The sequence below is a fragment of the Amycolatopsis sp. MJM2582 genome (genome assembly GCF_000754115.1).
GTDB lineage: Bacteria > Actinomycetota > Actinomycetes > Mycobacteriales > Pseudonocardiaceae > Amycolatopsis > Amycolatopsis japonica.
The window spans coordinates 77,670-94,433 of record NZ_JPLW01000007.1; the positions used below are offsets into that span (position 1 = coordinate 77,670).

The following is a 16,764-nucleotide window of genomic DNA, read 5'->3' on the forward strand; positions in this document are numbered from 1 at the left end:
GGAGCAGGTCATGCAGTTCGGAATCTTCACGGTGGGCGATGTGACGACCGACCCGACCACCGGGGAGGCGCCCAGCGAGTACGAGCGGATCAAGGCGATGGTGCGGATCGCGCTCAAGGCCGAAGAGGTCGGCCTCGACGTCTTCGCGACCGGCGAGCACCACAACCCGCCCTTCGTGCCTTCGTCGCCGACGACGATGCTCGGCTACATCGCCGCGCAGACGTCGAAGATCATCCTTTCCACCTCGACCACGCTGATCACCACGAACGACCCGGTGAAGATCGCCGAGGACTTCGCGATGCTGCAGCATCTGGCCGACGGCCGCGTCGACCTGATGATGGGGCGCGGCAACACCGGCCCGGTGTACCCGTGGTTCGGGCAGGACATCCGCCAGGGCATTCCGCTGGCCATCGAGAACTACCACCTGCTGCACCGGTTGTGGCGCGAGGACGTGGTCAGCTGGTCCGGCAAGTTCCGGACGCCGCTGCAGGAGTTCACCTCGACCCCGCGGCCGCTCGACGGTGTCCCGCCGTTCGTCTGGCACGGCTCGATCCGCAGCCCGGAGATCGCGGAACAGGCCGCCTACTACGGCGACGGGTTCTTCGCGAACCACATCTTCTGGCCGAAGGAACACTTCCAGGCGCTGATCAACCTGTACCGCGAGCGGTACGAGCACTACGGGCACGGCAAGGCGGACCAGGCCATCGTCGGACTGGGTGGCCAGGTGTTCCTGCGGCCCAAGTCGCAGGACGCGGTGCGGGAGTTCCGGCCGTACTTCGACAACGCGCCGGTGTACGGGCACGGGCCGTCGCTGGAGGAGTTCACCGAGCAGACGCCGCTGACCGTCGGCAGCCCGCAAGAGGTGATCGACAAGACGCTGAGCTTCCGTGAGCACTTCGGCGACTACCAGCGTCAGCTGTTCCTGATGGACCACGCCGGCTTGCCGCTGAAGACCGTGCTGGAACAGCTCGACCTCCTGGGCGAGCACGTGATCCCGGTGCTGCGCAAGGAACTCGACTCGCTTCGGCCGGCGCACGTGCCCGAGGCCCCTACGCACGCTTCTCGTTTGGAGGTCCTGGCATGACCACGATCGCTGTCGTCACCGCGGGGTTGAGCCAGCCGTCCTCGACGCGGCTGCTCGCCGACAAACTCGCCGCGGCGGTTTCCGTCGCGCTGCCGGACGTGAGGATCGAGGTGATCGAACTCCGCGATCTGGCCGTCGACGTCACGAAGAACATGCTGACGGGGTTCCCCTCGCCGGCCCTGCGGGCGGCCATCGACACGGTGACCACCGCGGACGCCCTGATCGCCGTGACACCGGTGTTCACCGCGTCGTACAGCGGGCTGTTCAAGTCGTTCTTCGACGTGCTGGACCAGAAGGCGCTCGACGGGAAGCCGGTGCTGATCGGTGCCACCGGCGGGACCGAACGGCACTCGCTGGTGCTCGACTTCGCGCTGCGTCCGCTCTTCGCCTACCTTCGCGCCGAGCCCGTCGCGACGGCGGTTTACGCGGCTTCGTCGGACTGGGCGTCTCCGGGCGACCTCGACAAGCGGGCGTCGCGGGCCGGGCGGGAGCTCGCTTCGCGGCTGTCTTCGGATTCGCCGGCCGGGGCTCCGGAGAGTGGGTTCGTGCCGTTCGAGCAGCTGCTGGCCGGTGGGTGAGCAAGGGACCTTTGCTCTCTTGTGCTCTCAAGGCGTGTTCAGGGGTCGACTGTGTGGATTTTGGGGCGTTGGATGACCAGAAATCCACACAGTCCCTCCGCGACCGGTCCTGTCACGACGGGGTGTGTGGAGATAGGGACGTTGAATGTCCCCATATCCACACACCCCTCACTCGTGGTGACATTCACACCCGCCGGCCACGTCACGAGACGTGTTCAGGGGGTCGGCCAGACCGGCCGGATCTCGATGGTCGCGAACTTCGCGACCGGATGCTTCGCCACGACCTCGATCGCCTCGTCGAGATCGGCGCACTCGATCAGGTCGTAACCGAGGATCTGTTCCTTCGTCTCCGCGAACGGCCCGTCCGAGACGAGCAGTTCGCCGTCGCGGTGGCGCACGGTGGTCGCGGTGGCCGCCGACCGGAGCCTGCTGCCGGACAACCGCACTCCGCGAGCGGTCATCTCGTCGACCCATTCCTGGGTCCGCGCGTCCAGCGGGTCTTCGCAGTCGTCCGCGCCGGGGAACGGCGTCCCGCAGATCAGCAACATGTAGCGCATCGGTCCTCCTTCGGTCGATCAGTTCATCACCCCGACGAACGGTCTCCTCCGAAACAGACCGTCATGACCAGCGCCTTCCCGTCCCGACCGGCACAATCGACGGAAAGGGACGACGGCGAGGAGACGACGGTGGGCATCGGAAAACCCGTGAAGCAGGCCCTCATCCTGATCGCGGGCATCATCCTGCTGGCGGTCGGTATCGCGCTGCTCGTGCTGCCCGGGCCGGGGTTGCTGCTGGTGCTCGCGGGTCTGCTCGTGCTGGCCTCGGAGTTCCCCGCGGTGGAGAAGTACGTCGATCCGATCCGCGACAGGGCGATGAAGGCGGCCGAGGACAGCGTTTCGTCCCCGCTGCGCATCGCCGGTTCGGTGCTGGCGGGGCTGGGGTTGCTGGCCGCCGGGATCGTCTGGGGCCTGGTGCCGGGCCTGCCGCTCGCGGGCTGGAGCACCGGGTCGAGCTTGATCCTTTCCGGGCTCATCCTGTTCGCGTTGCTGATCTGGAGCTACAAGCGGGTGCAGGCGCGGAGGTCCGCGAACGCCGAATAACAGCCGGGTGGTCTGGTACCGTGCGCCGCGTGGCACCCGACTTCCAGCGCGCACGGCGGCCGGAACAGGTCGAGGCCCGGCGCGCGGCGATCCTCGGCGTGGCGCGCGAACTCCTGGCCGAACGGCCCGTCTCCCGGATCAGCCTGCGGGAGCTGAGCGATCGGGTGGGCCTGGCGAAGTCGAACGTGCTGCGGTACTTCGACAGCCGGGAGGCGATTTTCCTGGAGGTCTTGGACTCGGTCTGGGTCTCGTGGCTCGACGAGCTCGAAGGCGAGCTGAGCGCCCTCGACGGCCCCGGCTACGAGCGAGTCGCCACCGTCATCGCGACGTCGATCTCGCGGCAGCGCCTGCTGTGCGAGCTGATCAGCACGATGGCCGCCGTGCTGGAACGCAACATCTCCGTCGAGACCGCGCGGACGTTCAAGACGCGGGCCGGCGAGCGGACCGAACGGCTCGCCGACATCGTCCGCACTCAAGTCGCGTTGGACGGCGAAGCGGCAGGCTACTTCGCGAAGGCCGTCTTCATCCTCGTCGCTGGACTGTGGCCCTACGCGAACCCAGGGGAGGCCGTGGCGACGGTCCTGGCCGAGCGCGGAGCGCCCACCGGCCACGCGATGTTCGTCGACGGGTTGACCGAGGGGCTGGCGAACCAGCTGGTCGGCCTGGCTGTTCGCGCAGGTCAGCGCCCCGAGTGGTAGCAAAGGTCCCTTGCTCCCTTCCCGCACGCGCCGGTCGGGGACAACCTGCCTAAGGTGAGCGGAACCCACTTGCACAAGGAGCGATCATGAGCCCAGGCGGCACCCACACCCTCGGCGATCTCACCGTGAGCCGGATGGGCTACGGCGCCATGCGGCTGTCCGGCCCCGGCATCTGGGGTCCGCCGAGCGACCGCGACGCCGCGATCGCGGTCCTCCGCGAGGCGGTCGAGCTGGGCGTGACCCACATCGACACGAGCGACTTCTACGGTCCGCACACGACCAACGAGCTGATCCGCGAGGCCCTGCACCCGTACCCGGACGAGCTGCACATCGTCACGAAGGTCGGCGCGAAGCGGTCTCCGGACAAGGGCTGGCCGTCGGCGCTCTCGCGCGAGGAGCTGACCTCCGCGGTCCACGACAACCTGCGCAACCTCGGCCTCGACGTCCTCGACGTGGTCAACCTGCGGCTCGCGGGGGAGCACGGCGTCTTCCCGATCCCGGTCTCGATCACGGAGCCGTTCGAGGTGCTCGCCGAGCTTCAGCAGCAGGGCCTGATCCGGCACCTCGGCCTGAGCCACGTGTCGGCGGAACAGGTCAAGGAGGCGCGCGCCATCGCGCCGGTCGTCTGCGTGCAGAACGAGTACAACGTCGCGAACCGCGCCAACGACGGGCTCCTCGACGCCCTCGCGGCCATCAACATCCCGTTCGTGCCGTACTTCCCGCTCGGCGGGTTCACGCCGCTGCAGTCCGGCGTGCTCGACGACTGCGCCCGCCGGGTCGACGCGACGCCGATGCAGGTCGCGCTCGCGTGGCTGCTCCAGCGGTCGCCGAACATCCTGCTGATCCCGGGCACGTCCTCGCCCGCGCACCTGCGGGAGAACGTCGCAGCCGCGGACCTGGAGCTGCCCGCGGACGTCCTGGCCGATCTCGACGCCCTCGCCTAGCCGTCCGTGAAGGCCTCCTTCACTACCTTGAGGGTAGGGAAGGAGGCCTTCACGGACTTTCAGAGGACATCCCGGCGCCGCAGCAGCCAGCCGCCGAGACCGGCGAAGACCACCAGGTAGCCGGCCACCACCAGCGTCGCCTGGGAGACGCTGACGAGTTCCCCGACGCCCGGCGTCGCGCCCGAAGCACCGAGCGACGCCGCCAGCGAACCGGCGTTGGCTCCCGGCAGCGCCTGCTGAAGCGTGCCGACCCAGTCCACCAGCGGGGCCGCGACCCCGAACAGCAGGTTCTGCACCACCAGCAGCCACACCAGGCCGAGCCCGATCGGCAGCGCGACCCCGCGCATCGCGATGGCGAGCGCCGCGCCGAGTGCCGCCCAGGTCATCGCGATCAGCCAACCGGCGCCGATCCCCGTCAGCAGCGATCCGAACGACGGCCAGTTCATCGGCTCGCCCTCCGAAGACGCGATGAGCGCGCTCGTGATCGCGCCGGTCGCGAAGCTCGCCACCACGACGGTCAGCGACGCGACGGCCAGCGCGAACAACTTTCCACTGTAGACGGTCAGCCGTGAAGGTCCTTGCGTCAGAACGGTCTTCCAGGTGCTCCAGCCGTATTCGGAGCCGACGGCCAGCACCCCGAGCACGAGCAGGATCGCCCCGAGGAACACCGGCAGTCCGCCGATCGCGTTGCCGACCAGGTTGGACGGCAGGGTCGAGGCCAGTCCGCGATCGGTACCGGGAGCTCCGCTCGACGAGCCCGCCGCGCCCGCGAGCGGCAGCAGGTAGGTGAACGTCAGGCCGAGTACGACCGCGATCCCCAGCATGAACCAGTTCGCCGGACGCCGGACGAGTTTCGCCAGCTCGGCGGTGCAGCTACCCCACATGACCTGCCACCTCTCCGGTGAGCTCGAAGAAGACCTGTTCCAGATCCCGTTCGCGGACGTGCAGTTCACGCACCGCGATCCCTTCCGTGACGAGTTCGCGGTTCAGCCACGACGCGCGATCCGGGTCGACGGTCAGATCGAGCCCGGTCCCGCTCTCGCGCACGTTCTCCGCGCCGATCCGGCGCCGCACCAGATCGGCGGCACGCGTGATCTCGTCGGACTCGATGTGCAGCACCGTGCCGCCGCGGAGTTCGGCGACGGTGTTCTCCGCGACCAGCCGGCCGCGGGAGACGACGCCGACGCGGTCGCAGATCTGCTGGACCTCGCCCAGCAGGTGGCTTGACAGCAGCACTGTGCAGCCCTCCGCGCCGAGCCGCCGGATCAGCACCCGCATGTCCGCCATCCCGGCCGGGTCGAGCCCGTTGGTCGGCTCGTCGAGGATCAGCAACCTCGGATCCTTCAACAGCGCGGCCGCGACACCGAGCCGCTGTTTCATGCCGAGGGAGTAGGTGGAGTACCGGTCCTTGCCTCGATCGGCGAGGTCGACCATCGCGAGCACTTCGCCGACGCGGAGCGGATCCGTTCCGCTGTAGCGGGCCAGTACCTTGAGATTGTCCGAGCCGGAGAGGTACGGGTAGAACCCCGGCGATTCGATCAGCGCCCCGACCCCGGCGAGGTCACCGGGCGGCCTGCCGAACAGCCGGACGCTGCCGGAGGTCGGCCGGACGAGGCCCAGCAGCATCCGCAACGTCGTCGTCTTGCCCGCGCCGTTCGGGCCGAGGAAACCGTAGATCTCGCCGGGCAGCACGGTCAGTTTCATCCGGTCCACGGCGAGCTGTTCGCCGTACCGTTTCGTGAGTTCGTCTGTGTCCACGGGAAGGTTCATGGTGACGAATGGTGTCGCGGGGGAGGCCTGCACCACATCCGTTCACGAGCGGCACTCCGCGTACGTCATCGGACGTAGCCGGATGGCCGGAATCCTGCGACATCTGTCGAAAACACCGGTACCGGACACCGCGGCGATGATCATAGGCTCGGTGGCGTGTCGAAAATCCTCTTGATCCTCCACGTGCTCGCCGCCGTCATCGCGGTCGGCCCGGTCACCGTCGCGGCGAGCATGTTCCCCGCCGCGGCGCGAAAAGCCTTCGCCGAACCGGGTTCCGGGCTGTCCGTGCTGCGCGCGCTCAACCGGATCTGCCGCGTCTACGCGATTTTCGGTATCGCGGTGCCGTTCTTCGGGCTGGCGACGGCGGGAAGCATGCGGGTCTTCGGCGACGCGTGGGTGATCGTGTCGATCGTGCTGACCGCCGCGGCCGCCGGTGTGCTGGCATTGCTGGTACTGCCCGGGCAGAACGCGATCCTCGCCGCGCTGGACGCGGAGCCGCCGTCGGCGCCGGTCACGGCCGGGCGGGTGGCGATGTACACCGGGATGTTCAATCTGCTGTGGGCCGTGGTGACGGTGCTGATGATCGTACGGCCCGGGTCGACCACCGGGGCCTGAAAAAGCCTCGTGAGTGGATGGCCACTCACGAGGCTTCGGTCAGGCGCTCAGCAACTGGTTGAAGAACGACCGGTAGCGGCGAAGCGCGATCCGGAGGTCTTCGGTGGCCGGTTCGCCCTGGCTCCACGCGGATTCCAGTTCCTTCTTGTGGTCCGCGAAGGTCGTCGCCAGGTTCTGGATCACCACCGCGACGAGTTCGTCGGCTTCCTTGACCGCTCGCCGCGGATCGTCCACAAAGGCCGTCTGGATGCCTTGCCAGCTGTCGCGGAACCGCTCGACGTCGACGTTTTCGAACAGCGTCTGCGCGTCGTCTTCGTTGGTGCGCTGGGAATCGGTGGCCACCAGGTCCTCGGTGCCCAGGGGACGGCCGGCGTCGCCGTCAGTGGTCCGATCCTCGTCGGGCCGTTCCGTCGTCCCCGCCACGCGTTCCGTTCCCTCGGTTTCCAGTGGCCTGCTTTCCATGGGTTTCCGCTCCTTCGCCGGCATCGGTCAACAGATCTTCGAACACTTCGCGGTAGTGCTTCATCGCTTCCCGCAGGTCCTCTGTGGACATTTCGGATTCCCGGTGGCGCACCAGCGTGTCGTGCCCGGCGCGGTAGTGCCGCAACGCGTTGGCGTGCCGGACGGACAGATCCGCGAGCTGCTGGTCGTACCCTTCGGTCGGGTAGCCGCGCTCGGCCATCAACGAGACCAGCACCCGGTCCGCCTCGACGACGGCGCCGGACGGGCGGTCGACGAACTGTTCCTGGATCAGCGCCCATTCCTGCGCGTACCGGTCCTTTGTGGTCTCCGGCAACGGCCGGATGTCGAGATCCGAATGTCGTTTCATCCGCGACGAAAGCTCACGTTCGGCTTCTCGCGGGCTTTCGTGCTCTTTGACGGCCCGGTCGTATTCGGGTCCGAACGTCTCGCGCAATCGCCGCCTGCGTTGTCCTTCGATGACGAACCAAGCGGCCGCTCCCACCACCAGGATCGCGGCGATGACGATGATGATGACCAACCACGTGGGCATCGTTATCTCTCCTCCGGATATTCGCCGGTCATCCCCCGACAGGCGGTGAGTTCCCCGCTTTTTCGGCCGGAAACCCTTGTGCCGCAAGAAGTTTTGGATCTTAGGCCGGATGGCCCAGTGAAATGATCTCTTTTACGCCGCTTCGCGGACGCCTGTGCGTCCATTGGGCGGAGATCGTGAGGCTCGCTAATCAAGCGTCCCCCTATTGGGTGCCGCCGATGACTCAGTGTAGGTAAAAACTCCCGATCACTGCTCCGTTGTGGCACTATTGCCCCGTTCGCAGGAAGAGGGCCTGCGAACGGAGGGGGCCGCCGTAATGGGGCTGCCTGGTACGACAGAAAAGATCATCAGGGGAGGAGATCGTCAAATGTCGACGCCTACGGACGTCAAGGACCCCATCGGCGAGGAGGAGCCGGTCGACCCGGCTCAGCCCAAGCCCGACCAGGGAGAACACCGGCACAGTCCCGATTGTGAGCACCAGAACGAACGGGTCCGCGACTGCCCCGGCGGATGCGCCCAGACGCCGCCGCCCACTCCCTGAGCGATGCTCCTGGTCGAAGAGGTACGCCCGTCACCCGGTTTCGAACCGGTGGCGGGCGACTCTCGGCTACGGAGTGTGCTGTCATAGATCAGTGGCGGTAACACAGCTCGATCAAATCGAGGTCATTCGCAAAGCGCGCGAACTCCAGCGTGCCGGTATCGATGCCGCGTGTTCGGCCCGTCAACGCGAAGGAATCCTTCTGCTCCGCCGGGGCATGGCGTTGCTCGATTCCATTCATCCGGTCGCCGAACGGATGCGGCACGACTGGCTCGCCGCCCGGATCCGGCTGGCTTCCAGTATCGCGACCGTGGGGTCGGAGACCAGTGGGGGCGTCGCTTCCGGGCTCGCCGGTCTGGACGACGTACGACTGTTGCTGAAAGCGGTGGACGACCCCCGTCTCTACGCGGAATTACGCGGTCAGCTCGACCACAATTACGGACTCCTGCTCATGGCGGTGGGCCGGAACGAGGAAAGCACGGCGTATTTCGATTCGTCCCTGGCGCACAAAGAGGCCGCGCTCGCGATGTCGAAGGATCCCTCGACATCGCTCGACCCTTACCTGGGCACGTTGACCACTCGCGGGCTGGCGTACACCAGGCTCGGCGACGTGCGGCGGGCCAGGCGAGACCTCGTCAACGCCGTGGAACTCGCGGAACGGAACGGTCTGCGGGCTCAGGCCGCGGACGTCCGCCGCCCGCTGGGCACGCTCGAACTCCGGGTCGGGAACGTACCCGCCGCGCTGCGGCTCTACGAGGAGAGCGAGCGGATCTACCGCTCGCTCGACCTGGACATCCCGCCGCTGCTGAGGTGGGAGCGGGCCGAAGCGCTGTTGACCGCGGGTCTTGCCGAAGAGGCCGGAGCCCATCTCGACGAGATCCTGCCGGTGATGCTGGAACAGCGGAGTATCACCAGGGACCTGGGCGGGGTGGAATTGTTCCGCGCGTCCGCGGCGCTGATGACCGATGATCTGGAGCTCGCGCGGACCTACGCCGCTTCGGCCCGGCGTCGTACGCTCCGCTGGGGCTGCCAGACCTGCGTCGCCAACGCGACCATCGTCGGCCTCCGCGCCGACGTGCAGGAAGCCCTGCGCACCAACGAAATCCCGCCCTCCCTGACCTCGCGCGCGTTGCGGGCGGCGAACGGGATGCCGATGCCGCGGCTCGCCGATCAGGCCGCGCTGGCGCGGATGCTGGCGGTCCGTGTCGAGCTGCGGAAGGGGAAACGCAAACGCGCCGCCGAGCTGCTCGCGCGGATTCCGCAGCCGGGGCGGCTGACCTCCGTCGATTATCGGATGCTGCGCAGGCTTTGCCGCGCGGAACTCGCGGTGGCCGAGGGGGACAAGGCCAAGGCGCTGGCGGAGATCCGGGCCGGGCTCACCGAACTCGACCGCGTCCGCGACCGGATGGGCGGCATCGAGCTGGTGTCCGGTACGGCGCTGCACGGCAGGGAGCTGGCGGATCTGGCCGTCAAGATCGTGCTGGAGCGGGCCGACGCGGCCCGGTTGTTCGGCTGGACGGAGCGGACCCGCGCGCAAAGTTACCGGTACGAACCGGTTGTCGCGACCGATCCGGAGCTCGCCGAGCGGGTCGGCGAGGTCCGGGGACTCGATCAGGCGATCCATCAGGCGCAGCACGAGGGGCATCCGACGGCGGCCTTGCGGACGAAGCACGCCGAGCGGTTGCGCGAGGCGCATCGGCTCGGCTGGCATACGGGTCGCTGGGGCAGGCCCCGGCCGGTCGCGCGGCTCGCGGAGGTCGCCGACGAGCTGGGCGAACGCGCGCTGGTGAGTTTCGCGTCGTCGGGGGACGACCTGGTGGCGATGGTCGTCGTCGAGGGCCGATGCGAGCTGGTGCGGCTCGGTTCGGCCGCGCGGGCGGCGGAATCCGCGCGGATGCTGAACGTCGACCTCGACGCCCTCGCGCCGGATCGGCTGCCGGCGCCCCTGGTCCAGTCGGTGCTCGGTTCGGCACGGAAACAGGCCGAACGGCTGGACACCCAGCTGATCCGGCCGCTCGAAGCGCTGCTCGGCGACCGCGGCCTGATCGTCGTGCCGACCGGCCCGTTGTTCGCCGTGCCGTGGGGAGTGCTGCCGGCGTTGCGGTCGCGGCCGATCGTCGTCGCCCCGTCGGCGACGGCCTGGCTGGGGGCGGCGCGGGCGGCGGTGTCCCGCGCGCGGAAGGTCGTTCTCGTCCGGGGCCCCGGACTTGTCGGAACCCGTGGTGAGCTCGACAAACTTGCCGTGCATTACCGGACCGCGCGGACGCTGGCCGGCGCCGAGGCGACCGTGTCCGCCGTTTTGCGCGCGCTGGACGGGGCGAAGCTCGCGCACATCGCCGCGCACGGCGCGCACGAGCCCGAGAACGCCTTGTTCTCCCGGCTGGAATTGGCCGACGGCGCGCTCTTCGCCCACGAGATGGCCGGGCTGGCGCAGCCGCCGACACAGGTCGTCTTCGCGGCGTGCGAACTGGCGCTGAACCGGATCCGGCCAGGGGACGAGGTCCTCGGTTTCGCCAGTGCGTTGCTCGCGAGCGGTTCGCGGACGGTGATCGCGCCGTTGAGCCGAGTCGGTGACGAGGCCGCGGCGGCCGCGATGGACGATTACCACCGCGGTCTCGCGGGCGGGGCCGGACCGGCGACCGCGCTGGCGGACACCATCGCCGTTGATCCGTTCCGGCGACCGTTCGTCTGTTTGGGTGCGGGCTGATCCTCCGGCTTGACAACCCCTGTTCGATCTTCACGACTCCAAGTGCCCGGTTGGTTACTCTTGACCGAGTCGTCTGAACCAATTATGGTCTAGACCACATTCGCCGGCTCGGCGCTTCGGCGGATGTGTTCCCCACCTTCATTGGTATTTCGCTCGCTGTGACCCAGGAATCTCGAGTCCGCGGTGGGTGTAGAGATTGGGAAAGGGGTAGGCATGAGCTTCAAACGACGGCTTTTGACCCTGGCGGCCGGTGCGGCGATGGTGCCGGCGGCCCTGGTCGCGATCCCGGCGGGCACCGCCAGCGCGCACGGCTACGTTTCCTCGCCCGCGAGCAGGCAGGCGCAATGCGCGCAGAACACCGTTTCCTGTGGCTCCATCAAATGGGAGCCGCAAAGTGTCGAAGGCCCCAAGGGTCTCATGAGCTGTAACGGCGGGGTCGGCCGTTTCGCGGACCTCAACGATGACAGCAAGGGCTGGAAGGTGCACTCCCTCGGCCGTACCACCACGTTCCGGTGGACGCTGACGGCTCGCCACCGCACCAGCACTTGGGAGTACTTCGTCGACGGTGCCAAGGTCGCCAGCTTCAACGACGGTGGCGCGCAGCCGGGTGCCACGGTCACCCACAGCGTGAACCTGCAGCAGAGCGGGCGGCACAAGATCCTCGCCCGCTGGAACGTCTACGACACGGCGAACGCGTTCTACGCCTGCATCGACGCCAACATCAGCTAGGTAGTGGCGCTCGTGAGTGGTAATGACGGCTCTAACCGTCGTTACCACTCACGAGGCTTTTGTGTCAGGCTCGTCCCATGTGCGAACGGGACGGCGTCAAGCTGACCAATCTCGACCAGCCCTTGTTCGAGGGCGCGACCAAACGCGACCTGGTGGATTATCTGGACGCCGTCGCGGACCGCCTCGTCCCGGTGCTGGCGAACAGGCCGCTTTCGGTGATCCGGATCCTGCGCGGCCAAGACCCGTTCATGCAGAAGAACCTGCCCAAGTACACGCCCGACTGGGTGAAGCGGTACGGGATGTGGGCGGAGACGTCGAAGCGGCAGGTGTCGTACGCGCTTTGCGACGACCGCCGCACGCTGCTGTGGTTCGCGAACCAGCGCGCCGTCGAATACCACCCGACGTTGATGACCACGGACGTCGACGCGGGGCCCACTCATCTCGTGCTGGACCTGGATCCGCCCGCCGGCGACGATTTCGCGCATGTCGTGAAGGCCGCCGTGCTGGTGCGCCAGGCGCTCGCCGAATCCGGGCTCGTCGGGACGGTGAAGACCAGCGGTTCCAAGGGAGTGCACATCTTCGTCCCGCTGGTGCCGGGACAAGGCTTCGAAGACGTCTTCGCCGCGACCCGCGCGCTGGCCGCCCGCGCGGAGCGGCTCGACCCGTCGATCGCGACGACCGCGTACATCGTGGAAGACCGCGAGGGCAAGGTGTACCTCGATTCGACGCGGGCGGGCGGCAACACGGTCGCGGCGGCGTACAGCCCGCGCCTGCGGCCGGGGCTGCCGGTGTCGTTCCCGGTGGCCTGGGACGACCTCGAGAACGTGGTCCCCGCCGATTTCACCGTGCACACGGCGCTCGATCTCCTTGGCGGCAAGGACCCCTGGGCCGAGTCGATGCCGGAACCGCAGACCTTGCCCGCCGACCTCGTCGAGGAGGGGCACACGATCCCGATCGCCCGGGTGGTGGCGATGCACGAGGGGAAACGCCGGGCGCGGGCGCGCGACCGGAAGGACTGAACGCCCACGGCGTCACGGTGTTTTGTGTACCTTGGACCGCGCTGGGGGCGGGCGAAGGTACTGGGGGCTTTCGTGGGAAAGATCGATGCCGACGTGGTGATCGTGGGGGCCGGTCCGGCGGGGCTCGTGCTGGGGAACCTGTTGCGGGCGGCCGGGATCGACTGCCTGATCCTCGAACGGCAAAGCCGTGAGCATGTCGAAAACCGGGCGAGGGCGGGTTTCCTCGCCGCGAACAGCGTCCGCGTGCTCACCGAGAACGGGCTCGCCGCCGGGCTGATCGAGAAGGGCGCGAGGCACGACACCTGCGCCTTTCGCAACGATCAGGCCGAATTCGAGCTCAAGTACAGCGAACGGGGGAACGGTGAGGTGCACACCGTTTACCCGCAACAGTTCCTGGTCACCGACCTGATCGCGGAATTCCTCGCCCGCGGCGGGGAGATCAGGTTCGGCACCGAGGTCTCGTCGGTGTCGGGCATGGATGCGACGGTCATCGCCGATGATCTTCTGTTGCGCGCCAAGTACATCGCCGGCTGCGACGGCAGGCGCGGTGTTTCGCTGAAATCCGTCCCCGCGCGGGTCTTCCGGCGGGATCACGACATCTCGTGGCTCGCGATCCTCGCCGAGGCGCCGCCGAGCATGTCCGCGATCGGGTACGCGATCCACGAACGGGGTTTCGCCGGGCATATGGCGAGGACGCCGACGGTGACGCGCTATTACCTCGAAGTCCCGCGCGGGGAGGATCCGGAAGACTGGGGAGACGACCGGATCTGGGACGAACTGCACGTGCGGATGCGCTCCGATCGCTACGGCGAGCTCAAACGCGGCGCCATCATCGAGCGCCGGATCGTGGACATGGCCTCGCGGGTGATGGACACGATCCAGCGGGGGAACCTGTTCCTCGCGGGGGACGCGGCGAGCCTCATCAGTCCCGCCGCCGCGAAGGGCGCGAATCTCGCGCTGATGGAGGCCGAGATCCTCGCGCACGCGTTGATCGAAGCCCATACCGAGGGCGACACGACGGCGCTCGATCGCTATTCCGCCGACTGCCTGCCGCGGATCTGGCGGGCGCAGGAGTTCTCGCTCTGGATGATCAATCTGCTGCACGGCCCGGCGGGATACGACGACGAGGCCGTCTTCCAGCGGGCACTGCGGGACGCGCGGTTGGAGAGCCTGCGGGTTTCCCGTGCGCACCAAGACTTCTTCGCCGAAAACTACGTGGGCATCTGAACCGGACGTCCGTCGCGTCCGTACTCCGGGGAAAGAGGATGTCGCGGAGTGAAAGGACGAACGACGATGCCGGTACGCATCCGCTGGACGCCGTCGAACCCGCACCCGAACCGTCCCGGCCCCGCGGACGAACCCGAGCCGGAACCGCTAGCCCGCGCGGACTGTGTGTGCGGCGGGGCGCTCGACGCGGAGGAGCCGGACATCGCCTGAGCGCTGTCTCCCCGGCTCCTCCTCGGTGACGAAGCGCAGCGCCCCGGTGACCTCGCGGGTCACCATCCGGGCGCTGTGCCAGCCCGCCGGGACCCAGCCTTCACGCAGGGCGCGGCGGACCTTCTCGGCCCGTTTGACGTGGCGGGCGAACGAATGCCGCCGGATGACCCGCCCGCGCGCGACTTGGCCCGCGCGGGCGTCTTCCGGGGCCACGTCGAGCCACAGCAACCGGACCGGACGGCGGCTCAGCAGGCCGAGCAGGGCCAGCAGGCCGCGGGTGGTGGCCCTGGTCGACGGTTCGTGCACGACGAGCGGGCCGCAGTCCGCCAGCGCGGAGCGGACGACCCGCATGCGATGCCAAACATGGACCAGCGGCCGGTAGATCCGGTACGGCAGCGCGGGCGGCAGCCGTGCCCGCAGCCGCGTGCGGACCTGGTCGGAATCGAGTACCGGTAGCGCGCCGGTCGCCGCCCGGGACAGCAGGGTGGTCTTGCCCGCCCCGGGAATCCCCGCCACCACCAGCAGGTCGCGACGGCCGAGCCGGAATGCGATGCGATCGGTCATACGGCCTCAACGACCCGGCCGAGGATAAAGGTTCCTTTACCTTGATCGGCACAGGTCAGGCCGTCACGCGCGTTCCCGGCAGCGCGGTCTTGTCCGGCAACAGCGTTCCGCCCTTGGTGAGCCACGCGACACCGAACGCGAGGATTGCCACCGACTCCAGCCACAGCGCCGGGTAGAGGTCCTTCGTCAGGTCGTCGAACACCAGCCCGCAGAGCACGATCAACGCCAGGCACACCAGCATGATCACGCCCGACGCGACGTACAGCCGGTTCCGCTCGGGTTTGCGGGCGCCGGGGATCTCCTTGTCCGACTTGGTGAACAGCACGATGCAGAAGAACGCCAAGGTGAGGAAGAAGACCGCGGCGAAGCCGAGGTGCAGCAGCCCGATGATCTCGTCCGAGCGGTCGCCGTTCGCCGGTGTCGTGGGGAAGAGCGCCACCCCGACGGCGGCCACCGCCGCGATGTTCCCGGCGATGTCGTCGACCCGGCCGTAACCCCGGTACGACAACAGGAAGACGCCGATGGCGCACATGACGCCGACCCAGACGTCACGCATTCCCGAGTAGTAGTAGCCGCTGATCGAATTGAGCAGGCCGCCACCGTCGACGACCATCTTCCCGAAGACCAGTACGAAAGGCAGCCCGATCCCGAGGAAACCTATGGCGCGCCGCAAGAACAGGTAGTTGTGGACGAGATTGTCGGATGCCGTTCGCAGGCCCATGGTCGCCTCCGTGCTCAGAGCTGGTCGCTAGATAATGACAGCTCGTGACGACAGTGGGACCGTGTGTTATCGAATTGCTCGCTAGGGAGTCTCCAGTACGACAGCCGCGACGTAGCCGCCCATCCCGATCGACGTCTTGACGGTGAGCCCGCTTTCCGGCCGGGACGGTCCGTCCAGCAGCTGCGGATGCCCGTCCGCCACCGGTTTCGGTGCCGGGACCAGATCCCGTTCGGCCGCGAGGCAGATCGCCGCGATCTCGGTCAGCGCGCTGCCCGACTGGCTGTGCCCGGTCAGCGGTTTGATCGAGTAGATCCCGGTCTCGCGTGGGAAGACCGCTTCGAGGATTTGGGATTCTGTGCGGTGGCAGAGTTTCGTGCCCGTCCCGTGCGCGTTCAGGTAACGGACGTCCGACGGCGCGGCGGTCGCGTTCTCCAGCGCGCTCGTCACCGCTTCGATCGCGCTCGTCGAATCGGGGTCGAGCGCCATCGCGTTGTGTGCTTCGTGCGTCATCGCGCCGCCTCGCAGCGTCGCGTACGAATCGGTCTTCCGCTGGGTCAGCACGACCGCGACCGCGGCCTCGGAGAAGGTGAAACCCTTTGTGCCCTCTTGGAAAGGCCGGCAGGCTTCGAGCGGGGGCACGTCGGTGATCGCCACCCCGCAGTGCACGAAGTTGCGCACCATCGGCCTGGTGGCGGACAGATCGGTGGTGACCACGACGACGTCGTCGGCCATGTCCGCGTCCAGCCACATCTTCGCGGTGAGCACGGCGGCGCTTCCGGTCGCGCACATCGCGGAGGTGGCCATGGAGGGGCCGTGGAAGCCGAACTCCGACATCAGCGTGGCGATCGGGGTCGAGGGCATCATGCCGATGAATTCGCGCCGGTACATCAACTGTTCACCGAGTTCGGTGAGCCTGTCCCAGGTGCGCAGGTCTTCGCGGACGCCGCCGGAGATGACCCCGACCCTTCGTCCTGGCGTCCAGCCTCGCGAGCCCGCGTCTTCGATCGCCTCCCGTGCCGCGGCGAGCAGGGCGCGCGCGTGCAGGCTGCCGTCCCTCGCCTTGCCGCCCTCGGGGATGTGCGCGACCCAGCCGGGCAGATCCGGGGTCTCCCCGAAGCCGTCGGTGAATTGGGCGCAGGGGACGCCGCTCGCCAGGCCCTCCCAGAGTGATTCGCGCCCCCAGCCGTAGGCGGTTACGGCGCCGATGCCGCAGATGTCTGTTTTGCTCCGCACGTGTTTCCCTTCAAC

At 68.1% G+C, this 16,764-nt stretch carries 19 protein-coding genes; 11 read left to right on the plus strand and 8 right to left on the minus strand.

Annotation, left to right across the window (positions count from 1 at the left end; all coding sequences use genetic code 11):
* The first annotated feature begins 10 nt into the window (after positions 1 to 10).
* Positions 11 to 1,084, plus strand: a complete 1,074-nt coding sequence (locus ED92_RS35055) for an LLM class flavin-dependent oxidoreductase (RefSeq protein WP_037346041.1) — start codon at positions 11 to 13, stop codon at positions 1,082 to 1,084.
* Positions 1,081 to 1,662: an FMN reductase gene (locus tag ED92_RS35060; protein ID WP_037346042.1), complete on the plus strand. Its 582-nt coding sequence runs from the start codon at positions 1,081 to 1,083 to the stop codon at positions 1,660 to 1,662. The genes ED92_RS35055 and ED92_RS35060 overlap by 4 nt, the downstream gene beginning before the upstream one ends.
* Positions 1,663 to 1,877: 215 nt before the next feature.
* On the opposite strand, the gene ED92_RS35065 is transcribed toward ED92_RS35060, so the two are convergent.
* Positions 1,878 to 2,219 (minus strand): YciI family protein, encoded by a 342-nt coding sequence (locus ED92_RS35065; RefSeq protein WP_037346043.1) that lies wholly within the window; start codon positions 2,217 to 2,219, stop codon positions 1,878 to 1,880.
* A 129-nt stretch (positions 2,220 to 2,348) separates the two neighbouring features.
* On the opposite strand from ED92_RS35065, the gene ED92_RS35070 reads away from it, so the two are divergent.
* The 3 genes from ED92_RS35070 (at position 2,349) to ED92_RS35080 (ending at position 4,404) form a co-directional block, all read left to right on the plus strand.
* On the plus strand, positions 2,349 to 2,762 hold the full coding sequence (locus ED92_RS35070; RefSeq protein WP_037346915.1) for a PGPGW domain-containing protein: 414 nt from the start codon (positions 2,349 to 2,351) through the stop codon (positions 2,760 to 2,762).
* A 29-nt stretch (positions 2,763 to 2,791) separates the two neighbouring features.
* Positions 2,792 to 3,460 carry a TetR/AcrR family transcriptional regulator gene (locus ED92_RS35075; protein ID WP_037346045.1) on the plus strand — a complete coding sequence of 223 codons (669 nt, stop codon included), beginning with the start codon at positions 2,792 to 2,794 and terminating at the stop codon, positions 3,458 to 3,460.
* 86 nt (positions 3,461 to 3,546) lie between these two features.
* The gene (locus tag ED92_RS35080) at positions 3,547 to 4,404 is read left to right on the plus strand and encodes an aldo/keto reductase family oxidoreductase (RefSeq protein WP_037346047.1); all 858 of its coding nucleotides are present in this window, start codon (positions 3,547 to 3,549) and stop codon (positions 4,402 to 4,404) included.
* 59 nt (positions 4,405 to 4,463) lie between these two features.
* Here the strand turns inward: ED92_RS35080 and ED92_RS35085 are convergent, their stop codons facing one another.
* Together ED92_RS35085 and ED92_RS35090 are read right to left on the minus strand one after the other, a co-directional pair.
* A complete protein-coding gene (locus ED92_RS35085; RefSeq protein WP_037346050.1) occupies positions 4,464 to 5,288 on the minus strand; it encodes an ABC transporter permease in 825 nt (274 codons plus the stop codon).
* Entirely contained in the window at positions 5,278 to 6,174 is an 897-nt protein-coding gene (locus ED92_RS35090; RefSeq protein ID WP_037346917.1) for an ABC transporter ATP-binding protein, read from the minus strand. Before ED92_RS35090 ends, ED92_RS35085 begins: the two co-directional genes overlap by 11 nt.
* 156 nt (positions 6,175 to 6,330) lie before the next feature.
* Here ED92_RS35090 and ED92_RS35095 point away from each other — a divergent pair, with 156 nt between their 5' ends.
* Complete coding sequence (locus ED92_RS35095; RefSeq protein ID WP_037346056.1) at positions 6,331 to 6,789, plus strand: membrane protein; 459 nt, start codon at positions 6,331 to 6,333, stop codon at positions 6,787 to 6,789.
* 39 nt (positions 6,790 to 6,828) lie between these two features.
* On the opposite strand, the gene ED92_RS35100 is transcribed toward ED92_RS35095, so the two are convergent.
* Both ED92_RS35100 and ED92_RS35105 read right to left on the minus strand, forming a co-directional pair.
* Positions 6,829 to 7,212, minus strand: coding sequence for a hypothetical protein (locus ED92_RS35100; RefSeq protein WP_235213449.1), 384 nt, complete (start codon positions 7,210 to 7,212; stop codon positions 6,829 to 6,831).
* Positions 7,169 to 7,801: a hypothetical protein gene (locus ED92_RS35105; RefSeq protein ID WP_037346061.1), complete on the minus strand. Its 633-nt coding sequence runs from the start codon at positions 7,799 to 7,801 to the stop codon at positions 7,169 to 7,171. Before ED92_RS35105 ends, ED92_RS35100 begins: the two co-directional genes overlap by 44 nt.
* Before the next feature lie 367 nt (positions 7,802 to 8,168).
* Between ED92_RS35105 and ED92_RS42830 the strand changes: the two genes are divergently transcribed.
* From ED92_RS42830 to ED92_RS35125, 5 genes are all read left to right on the plus strand, one after another.
* Positions 8,169 to 8,342: a hypothetical protein gene (locus ED92_RS42830; protein ID WP_158073312.1), complete on the plus strand. Its 174-nt coding sequence runs from the start codon at positions 8,169 to 8,171 to the stop codon at positions 8,340 to 8,342.
* Between the two features lie 214 nt (positions 8,343 to 8,556).
* Positions 8,557 to 11,046, plus strand: a complete 2,490-nt coding sequence (locus tag ED92_RS35110; protein ID WP_235213450.1) for a CHAT domain-containing protein — start codon at positions 8,557 to 8,559, stop codon at positions 11,044 to 11,046.
* A gap of 213 nt (positions 11,047 to 11,259) precedes the next feature.
* The gene (locus ED92_RS35115) at positions 11,260 to 11,775 is read left to right on the plus strand and encodes a lytic polysaccharide monooxygenase auxiliary activity family 9 protein (RefSeq protein ID WP_016331699.1); all 516 of its coding nucleotides are present in this window, start codon (positions 11,260 to 11,262) and stop codon (positions 11,773 to 11,775) included.
* A gap of 77 nt (positions 11,776 to 11,852) precedes the next feature.
* Positions 11,853 to 12,794 (plus strand): DNA polymerase domain-containing protein, encoded by a 942-nt coding sequence (locus tag ED92_RS35120; RefSeq protein WP_037346067.1) that lies wholly within the window; start codon positions 11,853 to 11,855, stop codon positions 12,792 to 12,794.
* 72 nt (positions 12,795 to 12,866) lie between these two features.
* Positions 12,867 to 14,021: a 4-hydroxybenzoate 3-monooxygenase gene (locus ED92_RS35125; RefSeq protein ID WP_037346069.1), complete on the plus strand. Its 1,155-nt coding sequence runs from the start codon at positions 12,867 to 12,869 to the stop codon at positions 14,019 to 14,021.
* Positions 14,022 to 14,168: 147 nt separating this feature from the next.
* On the opposite strand, the gene ED92_RS35130 is transcribed toward ED92_RS35125, so the two are convergent.
* From ED92_RS35130 to ED92_RS35140, 3 genes are all read right to left on the minus strand, one after another.
* Complete coding sequence (locus tag ED92_RS35130) at positions 14,169 to 14,795, minus strand: AAA family ATPase (protein WP_037346071.1); 627 nt, start codon at positions 14,793 to 14,795, stop codon at positions 14,169 to 14,171.
* A gap of 55 nt (positions 14,796 to 14,850) precedes the next feature.
* Positions 14,851 to 15,516: a DUF998 domain-containing protein gene (locus tag ED92_RS35135; protein WP_037346072.1), complete on the minus strand. Its 666-nt coding sequence runs from the start codon at positions 15,514 to 15,516 to the stop codon at positions 14,851 to 14,853.
* Between the two features lie 81 nt (positions 15,517 to 15,597).
* A complete protein-coding gene (locus tag ED92_RS35140; RefSeq protein WP_037346073.1) occupies positions 15,598 to 16,749 on the minus strand; it encodes a beta-ketoacyl synthase N-terminal-like domain-containing protein in 1,152 nt (383 codons plus the stop codon).
* Positions 16,750 to 16,764: the final 15 nt, after the last annotated feature.